The organism is Devosia sp. MC532, assembly GCF_016461625.1.
Classification (GTDB): Bacteria; Pseudomonadota; Alphaproteobacteria; order Rhizobiales; family Devosiaceae; genus Devosia.
On sequence record NZ_JAEMNZ010000003.1, the window covers coordinates 240,261 to 264,752 of the forward strand.

Sequence of the window (24,492 nt, forward strand, 5' to 3'; positions counted from 1 at the left end):
CAAATTGTGGCAGTGACAAGCCTAGGTTTTGAGGAAGCGGATCAGGTCTGCGACCAACTCGGTTTTGTGGGTCGCAAAGAGCCCGTGCGGGCCATCGTATTCGATCAGGGTCGCATCCTTGATCCCGGCGGCAGCGGCATGCGCGGAGGCTTCAATCGGCACTGTCTTGTCCTTGGTGCCGTGAATGATGAGGGTTGGCACTTTAAAGGCTGCAAGATCGGGCCGGAAATCGGTCGTGGCAAACGCCGCAGCGCAGGCTAGAGTTGGTTTTAGCCCTGCCTGCATGGCAACGGTCCAAGCGTGATGGACTTCTTCGTCAGAGGTGGCGTTGCCGAACAGGCCAATCCCGAAAAAGTCCTGAAAGAAGCTGGCAAAGAACTTGGCACGATCCTCTTTCATGCCTGCGGTCATGTCGTCGAAAACCGATTGCGGCGTGCCGTTGGGATTGTCCTCGGTCTTGAGCATATAGGGAACGACGGAGGCGACTAGCGCTGCTTGGCTGATTTTAGCGCCACCGTGGCGGGACATATAGCGGGCGACTTCGCCCCCGCCCATGGAAAAGCCAACGAGGGCCACATCGTCTGCCCCGGTATGGGCAATAACATCGGCGAGATCATCGGCCAGCGTGTCGTAATCATAGCCGTCCCAAGGCTGTTCAGATCGGCCAAATCCCCGGCGGTCATAGCTGATGGCGCGGAAGCCCGCCTCGGCTAGCGCCAGAGCGCCATCGTCCCAGCTGTCGGATGAGAGGGGCCAGCCATGAAGCAGGATCACAGGGCGTCCTGTGCCCCAATCCTTGTAATAGAGCGCGGTGCCGTCACGGGTGTTGAGATAGGGCATATCAGCCTCCAGGGGTTTTCCTGAGAAGGGTGGTGGCCCCAAATTGTTCCCAAGTGTCGGCTCTTGCGCGCATGGGTTAAGCCTACACCCTTGTTTCTACACGGATCGGTGAGCCGCTAAACGCTCTACAAAGTGCCACATTTTGGGGCGATAAGGCGCAATCGCGCTGCGAAGCAATGGGGAAGGGTGCGTTCATCTTCTCCATTCGCTCGGCCGTGGTTTCCCTCAGCTTGGGAAAGAGGTAGAAGCTGCGTAATCCACTTCTGGACAGGACTGCTTGATGGACTTCCGCATTTCGGCCGATGACCGCGTTGGTGCCCCAGCCAAATCGCAGGGTAAAGCTCAAAGCCGCACCGCGCCTAAGGGGCAGCGTCAAGAGCCGTCCCTGTCTGGTGCCAGCATGGGCGAGAGCATGAGCTTCTCGGTTGATGCCGAACCGCCGCGCGTCGGCGGTGGGTCAGGGCGCGGGGGCAATGGCGGTCGTGGCGGTTCGGGTGGCGGCAAGCCTCCGAGAGGCGAAAAGCCCGCGCGTCGCGGCAAAGCACAGCCAGCGCGTCAGAAAAAGCGTAAGAAACGTTCAGGCGGTTTCCTGCTCGGCCTTGTGTGGTGGGGCTTTGTGGCCTGCCTATGGGGCGGCTTGGCCGTTATTGGCGTCATCGTTTATTACGGCGCGCAGCTGCCGTCGTCCGACACTTGGGCGATCCCAGAGCGTCCGCCCAATATTCGTATTCTGGCGGCAGATGGCAGCCTGATTTCCAACCGCGGTCAGACCGGGGGTGAAGCGATCACCTTCCGCGAATTGCCAAGCTATGTCCCGGCTGCGTTCATCGCTTCGGAAGACCGTCGCTTTATGAGCCATTTTGGTGTCGATCCGATCGGTCTGATGGCTGTGGCGGTGGAATCCATCCAAGCGCGCGGTGTGACCCGTGGTGCATCGACCCTGACCCAGCAGGTGGCAAAGAACCTATTCCTGACCCCAGACCAAACGCTTGGTCGAAAGGTGCAGGAAGCCATTTTGGCGGTCTGGCTCGAACAGAGCTTTACCAAGGAAGAAATTCTCGAACTCTATATGAACCGCGTCTATTTCGGCGCTGGTGCCTATGGGATCGAAGCGGCGGCACAGACCTATTTTGGTGTGTCGGCGCGCAATCTCTCGCTCGGACAGGCTGCGATGCTGGTGGGTATTCTGCCTGCGCCGTCGGCCTATAATCCGAAGACAAACCCTGAAACGGCCAAGAACCGTCAACGCCTTGTGCTCAATGCCATGGCGCAAGAGGGCTATATCTCGACCGCTGAAGCCTCGGCGGCCCAGATCAACCCTGACCAACAGGTTCGCACCGTCGTGGCCGGCGCAGAAAGCTATGTTGCGGACTGGGTTGAAAGCCTGATGACCGCCTATATCGGCGATATTTCTGGTGACGTGGTTGTGCAGACAACCATCGATTACAAGCTGCAGCGCGACGCCGAGTTTATCGTCAAGGAAGCTGTTGCCAGTGAAGGGCCAAAGCGCGGCTTTACGCAGGGCGCTTTGGTGGCGATGGATATTGATGGTTCGGTCCGCGCTATGGTGGGCGGTGTTGATTATCAGCAGAGCCAGTACAACCGCGCTGTGACGGCAAAGCGCCAACCCGGTTCGGCCTTCAAGCCATTCGTGTTCCTCGCAGCTATGGAAAAGGGCTATACGCCCGAGACCTTGGCTGAGGATGCCCAGTTTGACTACAATGGCTGGAGCCCGCGAAATGCGACTGGCAAGTATTCAGGCACGGTGACGCTGCGTCAGGGGTTGGCTTACTCGCTCAACACGATTGCAGCGCGTCTGGCGATTGACGTGACCCCTGAAAAGGTCGTGGAAGTGGCGATGCGTTTGGGCATCTCGTCCAATCTCACGGCCGTGCCTTCGATCTCGCTGGGCACGCAGGAAGTGAATCTGCTTGAGTTGACCAATGCCTATGTGCCGTTCGCTAACGGGGGTAATGGCGTTATTCCAAACGTGATCACCAAGATTTCCGATATGGAAGGCAATGTGCTCTATGAAGCCTCTACAGCTGGTCCGGGCCGTGTGATCGACCCAACAACGCTCGCCTATATGAACGACATGATGGAAACCGCTGTTGAAGTGGGCACCGGTCGTGGGGCGAACCTTGGCGGCTGGCAGGTTGGCGGCAAGACCGGCACATCGCAGGAAAGCCGAGACGCGCTCTTTGTGGGCTACACCTCGGCCATGATCACCGGCGTGTGGTTGGGTAATGACGACAATAAGGGCACCAAGCTTTCGGGCGGCAATGTTCCGGCCACCATCTGGCGTGATTTCATGACCAAGGCGCTGGAAGGCAAATCGCCAAATCCAATTCCCGGTGGCAGCTACGCCGGCCAATTGGTGGCCCAGCAGATGATCGATCCAAACACCGGACAGGTCGCGATTGACCCCAATACCGGCATGCCGATGGTTCAATATGTCGATGGTGGTACAGGCCAGCCGGTTCAGACCGTGCAGGACCCGAACACCGGGCAGATTTTTGGCGTTGATCCGAACACCGGACAGCCCATTGAAGGTCTGCAGCCCTTGGCGAACCCGCAAGCGGGCGGCGGCATGATGCAGCCGGGCGTGGGTACAGATCCTGCATCTGGCATGCAGATTGATCCCAACACCGGTCTACCCTTGTCGAGCCAGATTGACCCGAACACCGGCATGCCTATGGGCCAGCAGGGCGTTGATCAGGGCTTCGGCCAAGCGCCGATTGATCAGGGGTTTGGGCAGGCGCCGATTGATCCGGAAACCGGGATGCCGATGACGCTCATTGTTGACCCTCAGACGGGGCAGCAGGTTTGGGTGCCAAGTGCACCAGTGTCACAGAACCAGCCGATCCAACAGCAGCAGCCCACAACCATTTGGGGTGATCAGGTGATCCAGCAAGTGCCCAATGGTGGTCAGCAATTTGCGCCACCGGCCGATCTGGGACAGCAGCCTGTCTATCAGAACGAGAACAGCCAGCGCACCCTGATGGACATGATCTTCGGCAACTGAGGACCACACACATCATCATACAAAAGGCCCCGGACACGTGTCCGGGGCCTTTTTGTTTGGTGGCATGGGCCGATTAGATAACGACGATCTTTGAGCCCGGAATGACGCGATCATGCAGATCGATGACATCGTGGAAGAGCAAGCGCACACAGCCGCTCGATACGGCCTTGCCAATGGTGGGGACGTCCATGGTGCCGTGGATACGGTAGAGCGTGTCCTTCTGGCCCTGATGGATATAGAGCGCGCGCGCGCCCAGAGCATTGTCGAGGCCAGGCGGCTGACCGTGACGGTACTTTTCGATCTCGGGCTGACGCAGGATCATTTCGGCAGGCGGGGTCCACACTGGCCATTTGCGCTTGTAAGCAATGTGACCTTCGCCGGACCACTCAAAGCCAGCGCGGCCGAGACCGACGCCATAGCGCATGGCGCGGCCGTTCGGCATGGTCCAGTAGAGAACGAAATTGGCCGTATCGACGACAACGGTATGCTGTGGCTGACCGGTGATGTTTTCGACTTCCTGACGCCAGAAGCGCGGGTCCATGAGGGACACATCAGCCGCCGGAATAGGGAATTCTTCGAGCGGCAATGGGCCGTACATCATGGCGACATCGGGTGGCACGATGGGGCGCAGTGGCTCAACGGGAGCGCTTGGGCGCGCGGTGGTGGCGCAACCGGCCAGAAGCAAAGCGCTGGTGCTGGCGAGGCCTGCCAGCAAGGTGCGGCGCGACAGCGTCGCGTCGAGAGCGATAGTCATATGAAATCCTTGGGCCCAAGGGGCCGAGAGTATGTGCGGGAAGAGGGCGTGACGGCGAACTAGCCGTGCCGCGGTGGCCGCAAAATACTCAAACGCGTGCCTGCAGGGGCGGTCTCATCAACCATCAGAACATGATGATCTTCGCCTTCGGTCTTAGGCAATTGCGGCACATCGGGCGCAATTGCGAGGTGCGAACCACAGGAGAGAACCAAGCCATTGCCGAGGTCGATATGCCCACAGGGCTGGATTTTGACCACGACGGGGATCGGGCGATTGTCCTCATCGACGTGGTTGAGAACCACGAGCGGCTGCGCGACATCGACCACATAGCGATGCGAATGCGCCAAGACACTCCCCGCCATATTGGCGAAGGTGAACAGCATGGCGATGAGCACGAGCAGGCGTTTCATAGCTCGCTCCTAACCGAGACAATGCGGCGCAAACAAGACCGAACGCGGAAAGACGTGGTTTTTAAGGAGCTTGCCACGACATGAGTTGGCGGCCGTGTGTTTTTAGCCACGCTCGTCCGCGCTCCATATCGGGCAGGGTGCGCTCCACCGTCGCCCAGAAGGCTGGTGAGTGGTTCATCTCAACGAGATGGGCAACCTCATGGGCGGCCACATAATCGAGCACATGGGGCGGCGCTAGGATCAACCGCCAATTGTAATTGATCGAGCCCGTTGAGGAGCACGAGCCCCAGCGGCTTGCTTGGCTGCGCAGGCGGACGCTTTCCACTTTGACCCCGAGCCGTTGGGCGTGAAAGGCGCTTTGGGCCGTGAGGTCGTGGAGGGCTTCAGCCTTGAGCCAATCATAGAGACGGCGCGGCAGGTGTTCGGGCGCACCGGGCACGCTGATCCGCCGGTCTGGGAGGACTTCTACCCGCCCGCGCACTTGGCCCGAGGCGATGATCTGATAGGCGAGCCCACGCACCGGCAGCTCAACCCCGGGCGCCAAGATTTGTGGCCCAGCGCCAATGGGCAGGCGTTCGGCCAGCCAATCGGTGTGGCGATGGAGAAAGGCTTCAGCGTCCGCCCAGCGCGATTTAACCGGAATGGTCAGCAGCGGCCCGGCAGGCGGCAGCGAGAGGCGAAAGCTTTTGGCGCGCGCGCTGGTCTTTACGCTCACAGTGACAACCCGCCCTGCGAACTCGACCTTGGTTTCGCTGGGAGGTTTGTTGGCACGAGCACGCAGGAACGACAGCATGGGCACTTTCAGGAGGGGTGAGTCGGTGGTGCCAGTTTAGCCAAACAGAGCGGGCAAAAGGCAAAGAAAAAGCGCCCCGAAGGGCGCTAGTGGGGAGGGATGATGATGGGGCTTAGGTGTTGTCGCTATAACCTTGGCGGGAGCCGCGGTGCTCAGACATGAAGCGATCGAACTCTTCACGGTCGCGCGCCTTATGCAGGTTCGCCATATATTCCTGGAACGCTCCAACTTCGGCGTCGAGACGGGCGCGCTCTTCGTCGAGGCGACGGAGTTGTTCGGCTCGGTAGTCGTCAAAAGCGGCGTTGCCCGAGCCGCCAGCGGTGAATACTGGGCCCGAGGATTTCTTGGTCATATTGCGCACGAAGTCTGTTCCCTTGTTCACATAGCGCTGTGCCTTTTCGGCAGAGCCGCCAAAGTTTTCGCCCCACAAAATATAGGCCAGCATGGCCAAGCCGGCGGGGAAGAAGAAGATAAAGCCCAGCACCATCAACGTGATGGTGAGGGGCGACCATTGCGGTTTGATAATTGCTGTGCTCATGTTGTTGCACTCTCCTGTGTCACTGCACAGGAGGTGGTTCTGTTTTGGGACAGGATCAAGCGTGTGCCTACCGGTATTTTACTCTTGAAATCGCCACGGCACGTCCCTAAGCGCGGAAGCGAACGAGGACATTAGATGAGCGAATTCACGAGTGTTTCCCCATTAGCGCCAGAGCCTTGGCGCCCATTGCGAATGCAGACCCTAGTGCTGTTGCGCTGGCTCGCTGTGGCGGGTCAGACGGGGGCGGTGCTGTTTGTGCATTGGGGGCTGGGCTTCCCATTGCCCTTGTGGAGCTGCCTGGGCCTTATCGCTTTTTCGGCGCTCCTCAATATCTTGATGGTGCTGCGCTTCGGCTCCATGGGCCGGTTGACGGCCCGCGCCGCTGGCTGGCTGCTGGCCTTTGACGTCTGCCAATTGGCGGGATTGCTGGCGCTCACCGGGGGGCTAACCAATCCCTTCTGTATTCTTCTTCTCGCGCCGGTTTCGGTTGCAGCGACGACGCTCCCGGCCAAGCAGGCCTTTCTCATCGCCTTCATGGTTTCGGCCTGTGCATCGGTGATTTCCATCCTGCACCTGCCCCTGCCATGGATGCCGGGTGAGGATTTGGTCTTTGATCGCATATTTGTGATCGGGATTTGGGTGTCGATCGTGTGTGGGGCGGTTTTCATCACCGCCTACACCAATCGGGTTGCTTATGACGCGCGCCAAATTGGCGATGCGCTGGCGGCGACGGAACTGGCTTTGTCCCGTCGCGAGCAGCTTTCCGCGCTCGATGGTTTGGCGGCGGCGGCGGCCCATGAGCTGGGGACACCGCTTTCAACAATTGTTTTGGCTGCCAAAGAGATGCGTGCCGACGTCGAGCCCAAGACGCAACTGGCCGAAGATATCGAACTGATCATTGAACAGGCCGCACGCTGTCGGGCAATCTTGGCGAAGTTGCGCAATCTTGGGTCCGAACCTGCTGAGATGTTCGCAGAGGCGCCACTGCTCGAAATCCTAGATGAAGTGGCCCGTCCGCATGAAAGCCGGGGCAAGGTCATCCTCTTTTACTCAGAGGATGTTACAGGCGACATTCCGGTGTTCCCGCGCAGTGTCGGATTGCTCTACGGCCTTGGTAACCTTATTGAAAACGCTACCGACTTCGCCAAGCAAACGGTTCGGATCGAGACCAAGTGGGATGACGAAAGAATTAGCGTCAGCATTATTGACGATGGTCCCGGTTTTGCTCCAGAACTTGCCGCACGGCTCGGAGAGCCTTATCTAACCACCAGACCGCGCGACCCCGCCGGTAGCGATGCGCATAAACCCGGCGGACTTGGGCTGGGTATTTTCATCGCGAAGACGCTTCTGGAACGAACCGGGGCTCGCCTCACGTTCGATAATGCTGAACTACATGGTCATGCGCGCGTACATATCGTGTGGCAGCGGAATGGCCAGTCGTCGCGTTAGTAGCTCCGGCTTTTGACGGAAAGGCTGCGAGCGCCTAAGGAAGAACAATGGATACGATAGAAGATCTTTTGGCAGGAGACCCGAGCTTATTGCTTGTGGATGACGATGCCGCCTTTCTGACCCGCCTCGAACGTGCCATGGCGCGCCGTGGTTTTGAAGTACGTGTTGCCAATTCGGTTGCTGAAGGCCTTGCGGCCGTCAACGAGCGCGCGCCGGCCTATGCGGTCGTGGATATGCGCCTTGAAGACGGCAATGGCCTGGAAGTGGTTTCGGCTCTGCATCAGAAGCGCGCCGATGCGCGGGCTGTTGTGCTGACCGGCTACGGCAATATCGCCACGGCTGTGACCGCTGTTAAGCTCGGGGCGACGGACTATTTGTCTAAGCCTGCCGACGCAGACGACGTGATCAACGCACTGTTGGCGACCGGCGAAGAAAAGCCAGAACCTCCGGAAAACCCAATGTCGGCCGATCGCGTCCGTTGGGAACATATCCAGCGCGTTTATGAGCTGTGTGATCGCAATGTGTCGGAAACCGCTCGTCGCCTCAACATGCACCGCCGGACGCTCCAGCGCATTCTGGCCAAGCGCGCTCCGCGCTAAGCGACACGCAAACTGAACAAGAAAATGGCGGGCCTTGGCCCGCCATTTTTGTTTTAGACCGCTGCAACGCTGGCTCGGCGTGATCCGATCATGGCGACGATGAACACCACGCTCATGAGCAAGACGATTGTCGGGGCTGGAGCGCTGTCGAGAAAGAAGCTGATATAGACGCCAAGCAGGCTGCACACCGTGGCGACCACCACGGAGATGATCAGCATTGTCCCGAAGCGCTTGGTGATGAGAAACGCTATAGCGCCCGGGGCAATCAGCAAGGCGATGACGAGCACAATGCCAACGGCTTGCAATGCACCCACCACGGTGAGTGAAATCAGCGCCAGAAGGCCGTAGTGCAGCACCCTCGTCCGCAGGCCGATGGCACCGGCCTGCTGCGGATCGAAGATGAAGAGCATCAGGTCTCGCCATTTCGCGCCGATGATCAGGGTAACGACCAAAGCAATGACCCCTGACTGGACGAGATCAAAGGTGCTGGTCCCCAAAATATTGCCGAAGAGAATATGGGTGAGGTGAACATCGGTCTCGATGGCGGTGAAAAGAACGATGCCGAGGCCAAAGAGGCCAGCAAAGACCACGCCCATGACCGTGTCTTCCTTTATCCGGCTGTTTTCCTTGAGAAAACCAACCGAAAGCGCGCAAACCATGCCTGCGATAAAGGCGCCGACACCAAGGGGTAGGCCCACGACATAGGCCAAAACCACGCCCGGAAGCACAGCGTGAGAGATCGCGTCACCCATGAGCGACCAGCCCTTGAGCACCAGAAAGCACGAGAGCAGTGCCGCTGGAATGGCCACCAGAACAGCAATGACCATCGCTTGAACCATGAAGGGCAGTTGGAACGGCCACAGGGCTAATTCATACCAAGCCATCAGGCGTTCTCCTCGGCTATGCGGCGGCGCGCGGCGAGATAGCCATGCTTTGGTGCGAAGACAAAGGCTGTGAGGAAGACCAACGTTTGCAGCACAACAATGATGCCGCCCGTGGCGCCATCGAGGAAATAACTCAAATACGCGCCCAAAAAGCTCGTGAGCACGCCCAGTGTGATGGCGATGAGGATCAGCCGAGGGAAGCGATCGGCGAGCAGATAGGCCGTTGCGCCGGGCGTGACGACCATGGCGATGACGAGAAACGCGCCAACCGTTTGCATGGCAGCAACGGTTGCAGCGCTGAGCAGCGCAAAGAACACCAGCTTCAAAAGCGTGGTGCGAATGCCGATCGATCGCGCATGGTTTTCATCAAAGAAGGTGACCATAAGGTCTTTCCAGATGACGGCCATGACCAGAAGTGTAATCGCGCAAATGACGACCAGCTGCAGCGTGTCGCTCGGGGTGATGGCCAAGATATTGCCCAGCACAATCGACTGTACGTCGACCGCGGTGGGTGAGACCGAAACCATGAACAGCCCCAAGCCGAAAAAACTCGAAAAAATGAGCCCGATCACCGCGTCTTCGCGCAGCTTGGTGCGCTGCGTAAGAAACAGCATGGCGCCAGCTGCCAGACCCCCGGAGAGAAAAGCGCCGAGCGAGAACGGCAGGCCCAGCATATAAGCGCCAGCAACGCCGGGCACAATGGAGTGCGAAAGGGCGTCGCCAATCAGCGACCATCCCTTGAGCATGAGATAGGCCGAGAGAAAGGCGCAGACCCCGCCGACGAGGGCGGAAACCCACATGGCATTAACCATGTAATTGTAGCCGAACGGCTCAAGCAGGACGTCGATCATTGCTTGTCGCTCGATTGCTGGTGCGTTTCATTGCCCTTCTCGCCGTAAAGGACAAGCGGGCGCTCATCGTCCGTCAGCACCGAGAGGTGGCGCGGATCGTCATCGTCATGCAGGCCTGCACCAGACAGAACGAAATGGCGCAAGACGCCGCCAAACGCGACTTCGAGCTTTTCGCGAGTGAAAATTTCCGGCGTGGGGCCATAGGCCAGGACAGTGCCTTTGACCAAAACCGTGCGGTCGCAGAACTCCGGCACAGAGCCCAGATTATGGGTGGAGACAAGGATCACCTTGCCCTCGTCGCGAAGGTCGCGCAGCAGGGCAATAATGGCATCCTCGGTTTTGACATCGACGCCGGTGAAGGGTTCGTCGAGGAGGATGACTTCGCCTTCCTGTGCGAGGGCACGTGCAAGAAACACACGCTTCTTTTGGCCGCCGGAAAGCTCGCCGATTTGCCGCTTGGCATAGGCGGTCATATCCACGCGCGCCAAAGCGGACGCGACTTTTTCACGGTCGACAGGGCGGGGTATGCGCAGCATGTTCATGTGACCAAAGCGGCCCATCATCACCACGTCTTCAACGAGCACTGGGAAATTCCAGTCAACGTCTTCGGACTGAGGCACATAGGCGACCTTGTTTTGGCGCTGGGCGTTTTTGCCATCAAGGCCCAAAATCGAAATGCGGCCGGAGACCACGGGCACGAAGCCCATGATCGCCTTAAAAATGGTCGACTTGCCCGCGCCATTGACGCCAACCAAAGCGGTGATGGAGCCGCGCGGGCTAGAGAAACTGGCCTGTTTGAGCGCCGTTGTGCCGTTGCGATAGGCTACGGTGATATTGTCGACCAGAATCCCATCAGCGTCGGTCATTTCGTCAAGCCTTGTGCGATCGTTGTCGTCGTCACGCGCAGAAGGTCCAAATAGGTCGGCACTGGACCATCAGGTTCTGAGAGTGAATCGACATAGAGAACGCCGCCATAGGCTATTCCGGTCTCGCGCGCCACTTGTTCCGCAGGGCTCGAGGAAATGGTCGATTCGGAGAAGATCACCGGAATAGAATTTTCGCGGACGGCATCGATCACATCGCGCACCTGACGCGGCGAGCCTTGCTGATCAGAATTCATTGGCCAGAGATAAAGCTCTTTGAGACCAAAATCGCGCGTTAGATAAGAAAACGCACCTTCCGAGCTGACGAGCCAGCGCTTGTCTTCTGGCACGCCAGCGAGGGCTTGGCGGATGGGTTCGGCAGTGGCTGTGATCTGCGCGCTGTAGGCTTGCGCGTTGGCGGCGTAGATTTCCGCATTGGCGGGGTCCACCTCAGCGAAGGCCTTGCGAATGTTTTCGACATAAATGAGCGCGTCGGTCGGCGACATCCATGCATGGGGGTTGGGCTTGCCTTCGTAGGGGCCTTTGCCAATGCCGATAGGCGCGATGCCATCGGTCAGCACATAGCTTGGGACATCGGGAAGATTGCCCAGGAATTGCTCGAACCATTGTTCGAGATTGAGGCCGTTCCACAAGACGACATCGGCGTCCTGCGCTGCCAAGAGGTCGCCGGGGGTCGGCTGGTAGTTATGTATTTCAGCGCCAGGCTTGGTGATCGAGACGACATCGGCGGCGTCACCCGCAACATTGCGCGCCATATCCGCGAGAATGGTGAAGCTCGTGACGGCCTTTATGCGCTCCTGGGCAATGGCAGGCATGGTGAAGGCAGCGGTGGCGAGCAGGGTGGCGACAAGAAAACTTCGACGACGCATGAATGTTCCTAGGAGGAGATGAATAGGTTGCAGTTGCAAATCATTTGCAAGAAGCAACTTGTATGTCAACACACGTGTGGAAAGTTTTTTGAGAATGAAAAAAGGCACTTGCTCAAAGCGGAAGGGATGGGGCATATGCGGGTCAACGAACTGATGCGCCCTTCGTCTATCGGTTAGGACGGCACCCTTTCACGGTGCAGAGAGGGGTTCGATTCCCCTAGGGCGTACCACTCGTGCTTCACAAAACACGTGAAGCGAAGGCTTATGATGATCTTCGGATCACGGTATGCGCCCTTCGTCTATCGGTTAGGACGGCACCCTTTCACGGTGCAGAGAGGGGTTCGATTCCCCTAGGGCGTACCATTTTCATCCCATTTATATGTTTGGCAACATGAGCTGTGTTCTTAGGAACAGGTCAGTGTGAGAATTGCCTATTACGGTTTGGTAGCATTCCCACGCGAACTTGGTGTGAGACCCGCGCAGATTGGTGCGAAGGGTTCAATCTTTATGCTACAGATGACAAAGTTCATTTTGGTGATGCTCGCAGCGGTCCTGTTTGCGCTGGGGCCGCCGCAGCCCTCGGCAGCTAATACGTGACAGATCAAATCGACATCGCGCTGGCATTCGACGATAATTTTTGGGCGCCGGCCTATGCGACGATGCGGTCAATCTGTATCTCGACGCAGCGACGGAAAGATTTGGTCTTTCATCTGCTCCATTTCCCACTCAGCGATGAGCACCGTGCGGACTTGGAAAAGATCACCTCTGAATATGGCGCCAAGCTCAACTTCTATCCACTGGAGAGCCAACCAGATTTTCTGGCTCTGGTTCAGAACTTGCCCACCAGTGCGCGATGGCCTGCCATCGTTTATGCGCGTCTCGCGCTGACAAAGCTGCTGCCAGCGGACATCAGCCGGGTCATTTATCTTGATACTGACGTTCTGGTCCGCTGGCCGATCGAGAAGTTGTATGAGACGGATCTGGCCGGCGCTGACTTAGGCGCCGTGAAGGAGGCTTTGTCTCCTTTCATTCCTTTGCGTACTGACATACGCCAAAACGCTGATATCTTTGACGGGGCTGAGCCTTACTTTAATTCTGGGGTTCTGCTGATTGATCTGGTTGCTTGGCGCAGAATTGACTTTCCTGCGGAGATCGCCGCGCTAGCCTCGAGCGGCGTACTGTCTCGCCTCTATTTTGATCAGGATATGCTCAACCTGATCTTCCGTGGTCGCTGGGCACAGCTTGAATGGCGCTGGAACACGATCGACGCTCACCCGGCACACGAGGCCCTCGATCCGGCAATTTTGCATTTCACTTACGCGACGAAGCCTTGGGCACTGCGAGCCGGCATCATGCGCTCGACGGCTTATGCGCGTTGGTATCGCCACGTCATGACCAATGAGCTTTTCTATCGTTTCGCGCGCCATCGCTGGAAGCGTTGGTGGCTAAAGCGATTGGGTATTGGGCGTTAAGGCGCAGTTGACAGCGGAATAGCTATTGGTGAACAGCCATAAGCAAGCGCAAAAGCGGATGGAATGAACGATGGCTATGCACATTGCCCTGACATTTGACGAGAATTTCTGGGCCCCAGCCTTCGCAACCATGCGTTCGGTTTGTTTATTTACACAGACACCTGAAGAGCTGGTTTTTCACCTCTGCCACCGGACGCTGAGCCCGCGCCATAAGGCCGACCTTGAGGCAATACGAAAAGAGTTTGCCGTCGAGCTGCGCTGGTATGATCTCGATCAATCCGACCTTTTCCGAGACATTGCGACCCGCATGCCGGAAAACAAGCGTCTCTCCAACATCGTCTATGCTCGATTGATGATCGATAAGCTCGTTGGCCCGGACGTCGAGCGCATTCTGTATCTCGATTGCGATATGATGGTACGCGATGACGTACGCTACCTCTTTGATATTGATCTAGAGGGCAATTCCATCGCTGCAGTGCGCGATACCGCGGGTGCACTGATCACCGGCGGCCGCGATCTTTTGGGCAATCGCGACATTTTTAATCCGGCGGATTACTACTTCAACGCGGGCATGGTCCTGATCGACATTACCAAATGGCGTGAGGCGGACATTCTTGCGCGGATGGAAGAGGCTTATGCGACTGGGGTTATGCAGCGCATCTACTACGACCAGGATTTGCTCAACCTCATTTTTAAGGGCAAGTGGCATCGCCTCAATTGGCGTTGGAACCTTATTGACGCGCGCGTGGTCCACGAAAGCTTCGACCCTGCCATTGTTCACTACACGGGCGATATGAAGCCGTGGGGCACGCTTGCGGGTCTATTCCGCACTGTCGCCTTTGCCCGCCTCTATCGCCATGTGATGACCAATGAGCTGTTTTATCGCTTTGCCAAGCACCGTTGGAAGCGGTGGTGGAAGAAGACGCTGCGGATTGGCTAAGGTTTAGACGCTGGTGGGGTCGAAGTTCTCGGCCGCGCAAAGCTGCGCAAGGGCGCTTCCTGCTTCAGGAAGGGGCATGTCGCCGCGACCGCGATTGGTCAGCTGACTGCGCCAGATATGAATGCCCAAGGTTTCGGCTGTTACTGACGATGCGAGGCTCGACCCCGCTTTGATCAGCTCGGGAATGCCTTCATAGGGCACGGGATAGAAAGTTGCCGCGGAGCGGACGGCGTTCTTGAACCCGTGCTTTTGCACATAGTAGGTCAGGGCCATCGGGCCGGTCGCGCCATACTGCATGTGCTCAGGGGGGACCCGATCGCCTAAAAGGCGGCGAATGGCCACTTCGTAACGACGCAGGGGCGGCAGGTGTGGCTCCAAGAGTGGGCGCTTTTCCTGCGTGAAGATGGTCATCAGATCGGCCAGCAGCGGCGCGTCGGCAAGGATGTGCAACACCGCGCCATTGATCGAGCCCGGGCGCTCCCAAGCGAAGAGATAGTCTGGCGGCCCCTCTATGGCGCGGACGCAATAGATGTCGAGATCTGAATAGATGCCAAGGCCCGCTTTGAGAGCGGCGTAGCGAAAATGATCGGAGAAGACCCCCGGCGTGCCGCGGCCTTTGTAGAACACCAGCTTTTCTTGCGGCAGGACTTCATTGGCGTCGTGCCACACCGCGCCCTCGGGCAGGTTCTCGATCCGCTCATAGGAATAGACCGAAACCGGATGGCCGCGGCGGCGGAAGGAGATGATGGAGAGGTGCTCCAGCCAGCTGAGCGGGCCATGCCAAAAACTGACGATCGTGGGCAGGGTCATAGCGCCTCAGCAAGTTTGTTTGCCGCGCTCTAGCATGTTTGATGGAGCGGTTGAACCGGGCAGATGATCTCCGCCCGGTGATGCTGGTTTAGTTCGCTGCAGAGCGTCGGCGATATTCGGACGCCGCCACCATGAGAACGATGGCAACAACGACACCAATGCCCGCTTGCAGCCAATCATAGGTGGAGAGGAAGTGGGTGGTGAATTCACCCGTGTTCCAATTGGATGCCCCATCTAGCACTGAGCCGACATAGTCGGTGTCGATGGGCAATTGCGAACGCGCATTGAGGAATTCCCAAGTGCGCGTCGCAAAGGGATGGGGCCCGCCCAAGGCGACCCATTCAACCGATGAGATGAGGGCCGGCACAAAGAACGACAGAGGGATCGCCCAGCGCCCGACGGCGGTCGCCATCGACCCAACGAGAGCCATATAGGGTAGATACCAAAGGAGGCCTGCTGCGACGACGGCGAGGAACAGGAGGCTCATCTGGCCAAAACTGCCGACAATCGCGCTCAGCAATTCCCCAGAGCCCAAGCCTGCGGCCATACTGGCGACATAGGCGACGCCGTAGAGAAGCGCGAGGCTGATGAGCGCGACAGCAAAGACCGTACCGGGCAAGAGCGTGATGGCTGCGGTCAGCTTGGACATCAAAACTTTGAAGTCCGATACCGGCATGGATTTCCAAAACAACATGGCATTGTTGCGCTTGTCGGCCGCAAAGCCATCAGCGCAATAGAAGAACAGTACGAATGCGAGGTACAGCAGCCAAGCGCCAGCTAGGCCTGCATAGCTGGCTTCAAACACCCAAGTGGGCACGACCGTGGCCAATTGGCCGGTGGTGGTAAAGTCGACGCGATTAACGCCAAAGGCAAAAAGCGCGAGCGCCAAAACAACGGCCACGAGCCCGAGCGGGGCGTAGAAGAACGCGCCTTTGTGTTCCAAAAATTCGCGACGGATGAGGGCTACAAAACTCTTCATTTTGCGCCTCCCACACTGGTGGTCGGTCGTTCCATCATGGCAACGAAGAGATCGGAAATGGTTGGGGCAGACAGTCGGCCATAGGGCTCAAGACGATCGGCACCGATACCGTCGAAAATCATGACAGTCTGGCCAAAGCGGGTTTCTTCATACACAGGATTGAGCGCGCGGGCGGCGTCTTGATGGGCTGGATCGCTGAGCACCAGCTGCGCAAAACGGGTTGAGACGGCGTCCATCGGGGCATCCAAAATGATGGAGCCGTCGCGGATAAAGATCAGGTCGGTGAGCATAAACTCGATCTCGTCCACTTGGTGCGTGGTGATGATCAAGGTGCGCTCGCCGGTCATATAGTCTTCGAGCAGACGCTTGTAGAACCGCTTACGGTAGGTGATGTCGAGGCCAAGGGTCGGCTCGTCGAGCACCAAGAGCTTGGCATCAATGGCCATGACCACGGCGAGGTGCAGTTGGGCCAGCATGCCCTTGGAAAGCGCTTTGATTTTGGCGTCCGGCTTGACGTCTGTGCCTTCGAGAAAGCTTTTGGCTTTCTCAACGCTGAACTTGGGGTGGATGTCGCGCAGCATGGCGAAGAGCTCGCGCACGCGCATGAAGCGCGGCAGGCTGGCAACATCGGAGATGAAGGCGACGTCCTGCATCAGACGGGCGCGATGGGCGAAGGGGTCGAGGCCCAACACCGTCATTTTTCCTTGATAGCTGGTCAGACCCAGCATGGCATTGAGCGTCGTCGTCTTACCCGCGCCGTTGTGCCCGATCAGGCCGTAGATGCGACCGGGCGGGATATCGAAATCGAGACTGTGCAGAATTTCTCGCCCGCCGAAGGATTTTTTCAGGCCGCGCGCAGACACGATTGGCACGGGGGCGGCAGTCGTCGTGGTCATCTAGAAATGCCTTTCGGCTCAGAGCTGCCTAATGCAGCGGTCTAATGGTGTTCCTAACGCGTGACCATCGTCATCTGATGCATGAGCAATGGTGGCAGAGGATGCGAAATCGGAAGGGGCTTTTAGCGGATCAAGGTTGGTGCGGCGCACCGCACGCCGAGCACTTTCACATCTGCCTCACCCAGTTTGACACCGAGTAAAGATAGAAGCCCATCGATGGTCATGTCCAGTGTGGGTGCTAAAGGCATGATCAGTGCTCTCACAAGGCCGGTGATGACATCGACAACGCCCAAAAGCGGCAGTTGATCGATGCGCAATTCTAAGCCGGTGAGAATGGCCGTGCCCACGGAGCCAACAATGGTGCTGGTCTTGGCGGATTTAACCGTGCCAGCGGCAATCTCAGCAGATGAAAAACTCAGCGGTATCGCCTTGGTTTGGCCGATCGCTAAATCGATCCGGCCGCTGACGCTGAGCAAGAGGACGTCGATCATCTTGGTCCATTTTCCGACCGGTTTTTTGGTGAGGTCCAATATCTGACTTTGTGGCAGGTCCGACATGCCGACATGGGCGATGCCGGGGGTGACATGGACCACGGCGGAACCTCTGGGCGTTGCGGCGCTGGGGCAGGTTAGCGCGGTTAATTTGGCTTCGGCATAGGCAACGTCGATCCATAGTGGGAGCGTAACAGTGGCCCCCAGAAGGCCCAGCCCCCCCAAAAGCTCTGCCTTCAGATAGAGCCGGATTTGTGCCGTACGGGCAATCGTGTTGGTTGGCCCCAATTGAAACCACGCAACTCTGTTGGGCGGTTCGCCAACAGCCAAGGCGAGATGGAGTGAGGCAAGGCCCGGTACACCTGCATTGAGCCCGAGGTCGATCATGCGAGCGCCATTGCTGACGGAGGCCGCGGCTGCCAGCAGTTCCATTGCCGACAGTTTCAGGCCAGCGACGCCACGCGCGTCGCCGAGCGCCATGTTGGCGATGCGCCCAACCGAAATCAGATTGTTCAACGGGACAGTGCTGCCGTCTGCGCCGGAGGATCGGGGTTGTTGGTTCAGAAGGTCGAGAACCGACTTGGTGAGACCCGAGGTGGTTTGCGTCAAAGCTCGAGAAATTTGGCCAGCTGTCGCCTCCATGGTGAGGAGGTCTGAATAGGTGCCGACACTGACGTCCATCTCCTGGGCCAGAGCATCAAGGAAATTGAGCAATTCCAGCTGCGCGCCGATCAGCGAATTATAGTCGGCAATCTTGAGGGAAACCGTCGTGCCCAGTAAACCGCCCAACAGCGAGTTTGCGAGACCATCATTCAGGCTTGCCAAGCGCGACCCGACGTAAAAGGACGCCTCTGGAACGCGTGTCGCTGCCCCGGAAACCGCGAGCGCAGGCGGCTCGATGAGGCTTTGGCCGAAGTAGAGCGTTCCTGTCTTGGTAAAAGCGACATCGACCGCATTGTGGGGCTGAGTGCCTGCGACAAAGCGCTTGGCAGGATCGGTTATGGTCGTGTCATAGCGCCCGAGGGTCACTGTCAGCCCAGTGGTCACGCCGGGGGCCAGTTGGCCGGCATCGACGAGGGTTTGATGCGCGAGAAACTGAGCTTTGGTCAGGTCGGATGCGGCCGCGATGGCTGCTAGATCAACGGCCGACTGCATTTGGCGGCGGTCATAATAGAGTGAGCCAGCATCGACCACCACGGTTGAGACGAGCAGGCCTAGGGTAATGGCGACAGCAAACATGATGCCCATGTTCGCAGAACTGTCGCGCCAAAATCGGGGGAGCATTTAAATGCCGCCATTCCGGATAGTCGCTTGATGCTCGATTATTTTGCTCGGCAAGGGGAGCGGAACGTAGAGGTTCCAGATCGGTAGATCGGAAGCGTCATAGGTCAGGGTGACGGCAAACTGGTTGGCGTCCTTGCGGGTGATCTCAAAATCATGCGCGATTGTGGAGGTGTTCAGAAGGATATAGGCCCCAGCATTTTTGATCAAAAAGCGCTCAACCAGATTGCGCCGCTCGGTATCGTTGATCCCTGCAATTGAGGTGCGTGCCGCGTCGGCTGCCAATTGTTGCAGGCTCAGCGATGCGCCGAAGTAAATTCCGTAGGCGAGCATGCCAGTGAGCAGTAGTAAAAACACCGGCGTGAGGATGGCGAACTCAACCGCCGCCGCGCCATCAGAGTTTCTACGTAGTTTTGCATAGGCTCTAAACACGCATGCCTCCGCAGCTAACACCCTAAAAACATTAGGTTGATCCGCTCACGCTACTGAACCGTTAAAGCAAACGTCCAAATACTATTGGGATTTCTACGTATTAAAATTCGCGCACAACGTGCCTTTCCAAGGCCACCATCAAAGGCTAGGTAGAGCCAACAGGAGAGTCTGACTTGACGCGCAACTTTCTTTTTGCCCCCTCCGCCGATGATATTGCGCTGACGCGCTTTATCTCGACCGCTGGTACAGTCTCGGGATTTTTAAAAGGCGCACCGGGTGGCCCTTTACCGAATTGGTATCAGATGGGCGGCAATAACGTAGATTTCCTCCAGCATATGAACGCGCAATTGGCGCTTTCGTTCCCGAACGCCGGACAGCCCTTCTACGCGGTGCGGCTTTGGACCAATGTCATGTGGCAACCCGCCTATCTCGCTGTGCTGGGCGCTCATGTGGTGGGCTCGGTGCCCAATATGGCTCTGCTGTCGCAGGCGCGCCAAAACAACGACATCAATGGCTATCGCTTGGTGCCAGCGCCACAATTCTCGGGTGGTCTTGAAGAAATGATCGAGCACGCCGGGCGACAGCTGCGCGGCTTAGCCGATGTCGCCTTGGCTGAGATCAATACGGTGACCAAGCTTAAGCGCGTGCCCGCGCTGCGCCTCTTGGCCGATCGCATGCTCTCCCTGATGATCCGGCTCGGCGACTATCGGCCCGAAACCAACATTGCCGAGCAGTATCGCTATTGCGCGTTATGGTTTGAGGCCATGGGGCTCAAGGGCCAGGGCGGGCTGGAAACGCTCGATCTGGCTGACGGGCGGCAGGTGGTGATTACCGCCCGCAAGGGGTGCTGCCTTGATTATCTGGCTTTCCCTGACGCCTATTGCGCCTCTTGCCCGAAGCAAGAGGACGAATTGCGCCTGCGTCGCCAACGCAATGATGCGGTGGCCGAGCTTGATGCGCGGGATTAGTCGAAGACTTCGTTGGGATAAACGCCCCAAAGTTCTTCCTGTTTGACCCAACCATTATAGCTGGCGCGTTCGCCGGGGTGCCCGGCCGACACCTGACACCATTGCCCATCACACTCACTGACCGAGACGCGCACGCCCGCCTTGAGGTGCGCGCGCGGAGCCGATTCGGCTGAGCGATTGGCGCGCATCAGCACGTCGCCATTGGCCAGCAGAGGCTGCGCGTAGCCCGCACGATTGCCGGACAACAGGTTCTGGTGGATCCAGCCCTCTTCGCCGTCGGCATCGCGGATTTTACGCCACGTGTCGAACTCTTGGATGATCTCGACCGGAACGCCCGATACCAGATAATTCCACGCGACTTCGTATTTGGTGCCGGGGCCAACGCGCACGTTGATCGGGTTAGAGCGCGTGGTGACGAAACGGGGCAGTGGTAGACCGCTCGGATTGTCCTGCGCCAAGCTTGGGACAGGGGACAATACGGGGACTGCACACAGCGATAGGACGGTAAAAAGAATAGGGCGCAGGCGACCCGCGAGGGCTGACACTAACAACATCACTTTGCAGACAGTTCGGAATTGCCCTATCACTAGCCCATGATCCTTAATGGTCACTGAACCTTGGCTCAATCCAAGCAGACGTGATCGGGCCCGACTGGTACGAATGACATCAACAAAACCCAAGATTTTGGTCACTCGGCGGCTGCCTGCGACGATTGAAGCGCGCATGGCCACCTTGTTTGAGACCGATGTCAACGAAGCGGATGACGCCTTGAGCGGGGCGGACATCGTATTCGGCCTCGCGGGTAAGGATGTGTTGGTGTCCACCATCACCGACCGAATTGACGCGTCGCTCATTGCCCAACTCCCAGCCAGCGTTCGGCTGATCGCCCAGTTTGGCAATGGGGTGGACAATATTGACCTTGAGGCCGCTTGGGCCGCTGGCATTACGGTGACCAATACGCCCAGCGTTTTGACTGAAGATACGGCCGATATGGCGATGGCGCTGATGCTGGCGCTGCCGCGGCGCTTGGTCGAGGGCACTCAAATCCTTCTGCGCGACCGCGCCTGGGCGGGCTGGTCCCCAACATCCATGCTTGGCCATCGCTTGCGCGGCAAAGCCTTGGGTATCGTCGGCATGGGGCGCATTGGCACGGCGGTGGCGCAGCGGGCCAAGGCCTTTGGCCTGTCGATCCATTATTATTCCCGCGATCGGCGTCCTCCAGCGGTGGAAGCGCCGCTCGATGCGACCTATTGGGATGATCTGGATGCCATGTTGGCCGAGGTGGACATTGTCTCCCTGCACACGCCCTTAACACGGGGCACCAATGGGATTTTGTCCGAGCAACGTCTCGCGGCGATGAAGCCGGGAGCCTATGTGGTCAATGTCAGCCGCCCCGAATTGATCGAAGAAACCGCGCTGATCGAGCGGCTTGAGGCCGGGCATTTGGCAGGCGCGGCGCTCGATGTGTTCGACAACCGTTTTGGCATCAACCCGCGACTGCTGGAGTTGGCGCAGGACAATCGTGTTGTGCTCACCGGCCACATGGCGTCAGCAACGCTCGAAGCCCGGGTCGAAATGGGCGAGGCCGTGATCGTCAATATCCGCACCTTCATGGACGGGCATCAACCTCCCCATCGCCTTTTGCCCGAAAGCTTAGGCCCGCGATTGTCGCGCGGCGCTTGAAAACTGTTGCGCATCGGACGCAGCACTAACTTTGCGTCAATCAGAATTTGTTCTGCTGCTTGCATGCAAGTTCGCGGGGCCATAACTCTGCAACGACTACGCTAGTGGCTCGTTGACTACTCAAGAGCCGCGCTTGGAACTGCTGCGTAGGCGAGGAGTATGCCGTTGAGACGCCCCTTAATTGCCGTGTGTTTGCTGTTTGTTGCGCCCGTTTATGCGCAGGGTCTGGGTGATGCCCCTCTCAGCGAAGTCGACGGCCAGCTGGCGCTGGATGCTTTGGGGCAACGCTTGGTCATGCCCATGCCGGATTGGGCGGCGGAAACCAAAAGCCTCGTCGAATTGAGCGATAAGGCCCTCGCACGCTATTCCGAGGACGACAGCCAAGCGCAGTTGGAACTCTATCGCGCGGGCGAGAATGAAAAATTCTGGACCACTATGTATGGGGCGCGCCTGAGCACGCGCGCCAGCATGAGCCTGCAGGATTTTCGCACCTCGGTGATCAATGTGTATGCGCAAGGGTGCGATCCGGACACGATTGCGCTGTTTCAGCTGGAGCCGGACGAAGGCGATGTTCTGCCGCCCCTGGGCTATGTCTGCGGCGCCTATGCCGATCACATCATCGACTTTGTCGGCGAAGGCGAAGTGATGATCATGGGGTTTTATCGCTCTGAAGTGGGCATCGGCATGGTCTATCAAGAGTGGCGCACGCCGCGCTTTGATGCGAGCAAGAGCGATACTTGGCCGATCTCGCCCGACGAGATTGAAGCACGAATTGCCCAGCTCAAGGAACAGGTATCGCTGCTGCGAGCGGATTGACGAGAAGCCCGCAAGGGCCTATCGCAACGCTTATGAAGAAAGACAACAAGCCCTCAGGCCCGAGCCAGCGCCAGCTGCGCGTTGGGGAACTGGTGCGCCACGCAATGGCGGACGTGCTCGCGCGCGGCGAGATTGAAGACGAAGCTCTGGTTGGCACAGTCGTGACCGTGCCAGAAGTGCGTATGTCGAACGATCTCAAGCTCGCGAACGCCTATGTCATGCCGCTCGGTGGCTTGCACGCGCAAGAAATCGTTGACGCACTCAACCGCCACAAGAAATTTGTCCGCGGACGCATCGCGCCGCAGCTGAACCTCAAGTTCGCTCCGGACATTCGTTTCCACGTGGACGAGACCTTCGAAGAAGCCGGGCGCATCGATGCGCTGCTGCGCTCTGACCGCGTAAAGCGCGATCTCGAAGACAATTCTGACGACAGCGAAGACTAAGCCTTGACGCAAGCCAAGTCGAAGAAGCGTGCCATCTCCGGGTGGATCGTGCTCAACAAGCCATATGACTTCACCTCCACCCAGGCCGTTGGCAAGGTGCGTTGGTTACTGTCTGCAGCCAAGGGCGGCCACGCCGGAACCCTTGATCCGCTCGCGACCGGCATTCTGCCGATTGCCTTGGGTGAAGCCACCAAGGCTGTGCCTCAGGTGCAGGACGGGACCAAAGTCTATCGGTTCACCATCGGTTGGGGCAAAGCCACAACTACGGATGACACTGAAGGCGAAGTGATCGCCACCTCGGATGTGCGCGCCGACCAGGCTGCGCTTGAAGCGGTGCTGCCGCAGTTCACCGGCCTCATCATGCAGCGCCCGCCGATCTTTTCGGCGATTAAGGTCGATGGCGAGCGTGCCTATGATCTTGCGCGCGCAGGTGAAGAGGTCGAACTAGCCGCTCGCCCGATCGAAGTGGACGCGATCAACATCGTGTCGCATGGCGATAGCGAAACGGTTCTGGAAGTCACCTGCGGCAAGGGTACTTATGTGCGCTCTTTGGCGCGTGACATTGCCGAAGCACTCGGCACCGTCGGCCATGTGACAACGCTCCATCGTGCGCAGGTTGGTCCTTTCACCGACGCTGACGCGGTGACGCTCGAAGAGCTGGAAGCTGCGGAAGCGGGCGAGGTGCGCGATGCGCTGCTCAAGCCTGTGCATGCGGCGCTGGTTGATGTTCCCGAGATCCGTCTTGATGCTCTGCAAGCAACAGCTGTGCAGCATGGCAATGCGGTTCTGCTGACGGGCGCTAATGCGCCGGTCAACATGGACGAATGCTGGGTCAGCTTTAAGGGCAAGGTTATCGCTACGGGCGGAGTGGCCTTTGGTCAGTTCCAGCCCCGGCGCGTCTTTAACCTCTAGACCCCATCCAATCGCGGACCCGGGTCCATCAAGGCATGGATCCGGTTCGCGCCCAAGCGCGCCAGTTTGAGCATCATTGCCTTACGGCGTGCGGGCGGAAGCGGGGTATCCGGGCTGTCCCGCAGAATTGCGCCATCATGGCCATCGGCCACGATGAGACCTTCGCTCTCGGGAAAAATCTCGCTGTCGAGTTCCGGTGGCTTGGCGAAGAAGAATTTATCAGAAAATTCGCGGTACTCGGGCCATTTCCGGTCGACCTGAAAATCGATCAGGCTCGATTTGATCTCGATGATCCAAATCTCGCCTTTGGGACCGACGGCGAGCACATCGGCGCGCCGCCCATTGTTGAGTGCGACCTCAGCATAACACGCCATATCGTGTCGCTCCCGCAGCATCCGCATCACCCCGCGCTGGACGCGCAGGGCTGTTGCTGATTGCCGGAGGTCAATAATGGCGGGCAGCTCGTCACTCAT

The 24,492-nt window shown here is 58.3% G+C and carries 26 protein-coding genes and 2 tRNA genes; 12 read left to right on the plus strand and 16 right to left on the minus strand.

The window, feature by feature from the left end:
- Nucleotides 1-21: 21 nt before the first annotated feature.
- Entirely contained in the window at nucleotides 22-840 is an 819-nt protein-coding gene (locus tag JHC09_RS05750) for an alpha/beta hydrolase (RefSeq protein ID WP_199531166.1), read from the minus strand.
- A gap of 280 nt (nucleotides 841-1,120) precedes the next feature.
- Between JHC09_RS05750 and JHC09_RS05755 the strand changes: the two genes are divergently transcribed.
- On the plus strand, nucleotides 1,121-3,865 hold the full coding sequence (locus JHC09_RS05755; RefSeq protein ID WP_199531167.1) for a PBP1A family penicillin-binding protein: 2,745 nt from the start codon (nucleotides 1,121-1,123) through the stop codon (nucleotides 3,863-3,865).
- A gap of 73 nt (nucleotides 3,866-3,938) precedes the next feature.
- On the opposite strand, the gene JHC09_RS05760 is transcribed toward JHC09_RS05755, so the two are convergent.
- The 4 genes from JHC09_RS05760 to JHC09_RS05775 form a co-directional block, all read right to left on the minus strand.
- Nucleotides 3,939-4,619, minus strand: a complete 681-nt coding sequence (locus tag JHC09_RS05760) for a L,D-transpeptidase (RefSeq protein WP_169194271.1) — start codon at nucleotides 4,617-4,619, stop codon at nucleotides 3,939-3,941.
- Between the two features lie 59 nt (nucleotides 4,620-4,678).
- Nucleotides 4,679-5,029 (minus strand): hypothetical protein, encoded by a 351-nt coding sequence (locus tag JHC09_RS05765; RefSeq protein WP_169194270.1) that lies wholly within the window; start codon nucleotides 5,027-5,029, stop codon nucleotides 4,679-4,681.
- A 61-nt stretch (nucleotides 5,030-5,090) separates the two neighbouring features.
- Nucleotides 5,091-5,822 carry a SprT family zinc-dependent metalloprotease gene (locus JHC09_RS05770; protein WP_199531168.1) on the minus strand — a complete coding sequence of 244 codons (732 nt, stop codon included), beginning with the start codon at nucleotides 5,820-5,822 and terminating at the stop codon, nucleotides 5,091-5,093.
- A gap of 112 nt (nucleotides 5,823-5,934) precedes the next feature.
- The gene (locus JHC09_RS05775; RefSeq protein ID WP_169194268.1) at nucleotides 5,935-6,360 is read right to left on the minus strand and encodes a DUF2852 domain-containing protein; all 426 of its coding nucleotides are present in this window, start codon (nucleotides 6,358-6,360) and stop codon (nucleotides 5,935-5,937) included.
- A gap of 135 nt (nucleotides 6,361-6,495) precedes the next feature.
- Here JHC09_RS05775 and JHC09_RS05780 point away from each other — a divergent pair, with 135 nt between their 5' ends.
- Both JHC09_RS05780 and JHC09_RS05785 read left to right on the plus strand, forming a co-directional pair.
- Entirely contained in the window at nucleotides 6,496-7,809 is a 1,314-nt protein-coding gene (locus tag JHC09_RS05780; protein ID WP_169194267.1) for an ActS/PrrB/RegB family redox-sensitive histidine kinase, read from the plus strand.
- Between the two features lie 47 nt (nucleotides 7,810-7,856).
- Nucleotides 7,857-8,408: an ActR/PrrA/RegA family redox response regulator transcription factor gene (locus JHC09_RS05785; protein ID WP_169194266.1), complete on the plus strand. Its 552-nt coding sequence runs from the start codon at nucleotides 7,857-7,859 to the stop codon at nucleotides 8,406-8,408.
- Nucleotides 8,409-8,461: 53 nt separating this feature from the next.
- Here JHC09_RS05785 and JHC09_RS05790 read toward each other — a convergent pair whose 3' ends face one another.
- The 4 genes from JHC09_RS05790 to JHC09_RS05805 are packed head-to-tail and all read right to left on the minus strand — an operon-like array spanning nucleotide 8,462 to nucleotide 11,896.
- Nucleotides 8,462-9,292 (minus strand): metal ABC transporter permease, encoded by an 831-nt coding sequence (locus JHC09_RS05790; RefSeq protein WP_199531169.1) that lies wholly within the window; start codon nucleotides 9,290-9,292, stop codon nucleotides 8,462-8,464.
- On the minus strand, nucleotides 9,292-10,143 hold the full coding sequence (locus JHC09_RS05795) for a metal ABC transporter permease (RefSeq protein WP_199531170.1): 852 nt from the start codon (nucleotides 10,141-10,143) through the stop codon (nucleotides 9,292-9,294). The genes JHC09_RS05790 and JHC09_RS05795 overlap by 1 nt, the downstream gene beginning before the upstream one ends.
- Nucleotides 10,140-11,009, minus strand: a complete 870-nt coding sequence (locus tag JHC09_RS05800; protein ID WP_199531171.1) for a manganese/iron ABC transporter ATP-binding protein — start codon at nucleotides 11,007-11,009, stop codon at nucleotides 10,140-10,142. Before JHC09_RS05800 ends, JHC09_RS05795 begins: the two co-directional genes overlap by 4 nt.
- A complete protein-coding gene (locus tag JHC09_RS05805; protein ID WP_248308899.1) occupies nucleotides 11,006-11,896 on the minus strand; it encodes a metal ABC transporter substrate-binding protein in 891 nt (296 codons plus the stop codon). The genes JHC09_RS05800 and JHC09_RS05805 overlap by 4 nt, the downstream gene beginning before the upstream one ends.
- Before the next feature lie 155 nt (nucleotides 11,897-12,051).
- On the opposite strand from JHC09_RS05805, the gene JHC09_RS05810 reads away from it, so the two are divergent.
- The 4 genes from JHC09_RS05810 (at nucleotide 12,052) to JHC09_RS05825 (ending at nucleotide 14,308) form a co-directional block, all read left to right on the plus strand.
- A tRNA-Glu gene (locus JHC09_RS05810) sits at nucleotides 12,052-12,126 on the plus strand.
- Nucleotides 12,127-12,184: 58 nt separating this feature from the next.
- Nucleotides 12,185-12,259 (plus strand) — tRNA-Glu (locus JHC09_RS05815).
- Between the two features lie 230 nt (nucleotides 12,260-12,489).
- Nucleotides 12,490-13,368 (plus strand): glycosyltransferase family 8 protein, encoded by an 879-nt coding sequence (locus tag JHC09_RS05820; RefSeq protein ID WP_199531173.1) that lies wholly within the window; start codon nucleotides 12,490-12,492, stop codon nucleotides 13,366-13,368.
- A gap of 70 nt (nucleotides 13,369-13,438) precedes the next feature.
- Nucleotides 13,439-14,308, plus strand: a complete 870-nt coding sequence (locus JHC09_RS05825; RefSeq protein ID WP_199531174.1) for a glycosyltransferase family 8 protein — start codon at nucleotides 13,439-13,441, stop codon at nucleotides 14,306-14,308.
- A 3-nt stretch (nucleotides 14,309-14,311) separates the two neighbouring features.
- Here JHC09_RS05825 and JHC09_RS05830 read toward each other — a convergent pair whose 3' ends face one another.
- The 5 genes from JHC09_RS05830 to JHC09_RS05850 form a co-directional block, all read right to left on the minus strand.
- Nucleotides 14,312-15,118, minus strand: a complete 807-nt coding sequence (locus JHC09_RS05830; RefSeq protein ID WP_199531175.1) for a hypothetical protein — start codon at nucleotides 15,116-15,118, stop codon at nucleotides 14,312-14,314.
- Nucleotides 15,119-15,206: 88 nt separating this feature from the next.
- Nucleotides 15,207-16,097: a hypothetical protein gene (locus JHC09_RS05835; RefSeq protein WP_182394648.1), complete on the minus strand. Its 891-nt coding sequence runs from the start codon at nucleotides 16,095-16,097 to the stop codon at nucleotides 15,207-15,209.
- A complete protein-coding gene (locus tag JHC09_RS05840; protein WP_199531176.1) occupies nucleotides 16,094-16,993 on the minus strand; it encodes an ABC transporter ATP-binding protein in 900 nt (299 codons plus the stop codon). Before JHC09_RS05840 ends, JHC09_RS05835 begins: the two co-directional genes overlap by 4 nt.
- Nucleotides 16,994-17,115: 122 nt before the next feature.
- Entirely contained in the window at nucleotides 17,116-18,768 is a 1,653-nt protein-coding gene (locus JHC09_RS05845; protein WP_199531177.1) for a pilus assembly protein TadG-related protein, read from the minus strand.
- Nucleotides 18,769-19,197 carry a TadE/TadG family type IV pilus assembly protein gene (locus JHC09_RS05850; RefSeq protein ID WP_169194254.1) on the minus strand — a complete coding sequence of 143 codons (429 nt, stop codon included), beginning with the start codon at nucleotides 19,195-19,197 and terminating at the stop codon, nucleotides 18,769-18,771.
- A gap of 173 nt (nucleotides 19,198-19,370) precedes the next feature.
- On the opposite strand from JHC09_RS05850, the gene JHC09_RS05855 reads away from it, so the two are divergent.
- Nucleotides 19,371-20,165 (plus strand): siderophore ferric iron reductase, encoded by a 795-nt coding sequence (locus JHC09_RS05855; RefSeq protein ID WP_199531178.1) that lies wholly within the window; start codon nucleotides 19,371-19,373, stop codon nucleotides 20,163-20,165.
- Here JHC09_RS05855 and JHC09_RS05860 read toward each other — a convergent pair.
- Nucleotides 20,162-20,641 (minus strand): SH3 domain-containing protein, encoded by a 480-nt coding sequence (locus JHC09_RS05860; RefSeq protein WP_248305889.1) that lies wholly within the window; start codon nucleotides 20,639-20,641, stop codon nucleotides 20,162-20,164. The two genes, JHC09_RS05855 and JHC09_RS05860, sit on opposite strands and share 4 nt — an antisense overlap.
- A 184-nt stretch (nucleotides 20,642-20,825) precedes the next feature.
- Here JHC09_RS05860 and JHC09_RS05865 point away from each other — a divergent pair, with 184 nt between their 5' ends.
- The 4 genes from JHC09_RS05865 to truB all read left to right on the plus strand — a co-directional run bounded on the left by JHC09_RS05865 (nucleotide 20,826) and on the right by truB (nucleotide 24,019).
- On the plus strand, nucleotides 20,826-21,848 hold the full coding sequence (locus JHC09_RS05865) for a D-glycerate dehydrogenase (RefSeq protein WP_199531179.1): 1,023 nt from the start codon (nucleotides 20,826-20,828) through the stop codon (nucleotides 21,846-21,848).
- 165 nt (nucleotides 21,849-22,013) lie between these two features.
- The gene (locus tag JHC09_RS05870) at nucleotides 22,014-22,664 is read left to right on the plus strand and encodes a hypothetical protein (protein WP_199531180.1); all 651 of its coding nucleotides are present in this window, start codon (nucleotides 22,014-22,016) and stop codon (nucleotides 22,662-22,664) included.
- A 32-nt stretch (nucleotides 22,665-22,696) separates the two neighbouring features.
- Nucleotides 22,697-23,107: a 30S ribosome-binding factor RbfA gene (gene rbfA, locus JHC09_RS05875; protein WP_169194250.1), complete on the plus strand. Its 411-nt coding sequence runs from the start codon at nucleotides 22,697-22,699 to the stop codon at nucleotides 23,105-23,107.
- A gap of 3 nt (nucleotides 23,108-23,110) precedes the next feature.
- The gene (truB, locus tag JHC09_RS05880; RefSeq protein WP_169194249.1) at nucleotides 23,111-24,019 is read left to right on the plus strand and encodes a tRNA pseudouridine(55) synthase TruB; all 909 of its coding nucleotides are present in this window, start codon (nucleotides 23,111-23,113) and stop codon (nucleotides 24,017-24,019) included.
- Here the strand turns inward: truB and JHC09_RS05885 are convergent.
- Nucleotides 24,016-24,492 (minus strand): MmcB family DNA repair protein, encoded by a 477-nt coding sequence (locus tag JHC09_RS05885; protein ID WP_199531181.1) that lies wholly within the window; start codon nucleotides 24,490-24,492, stop codon nucleotides 24,016-24,018. The two genes, truB and JHC09_RS05885, sit on opposite strands and share 4 nt — an antisense overlap.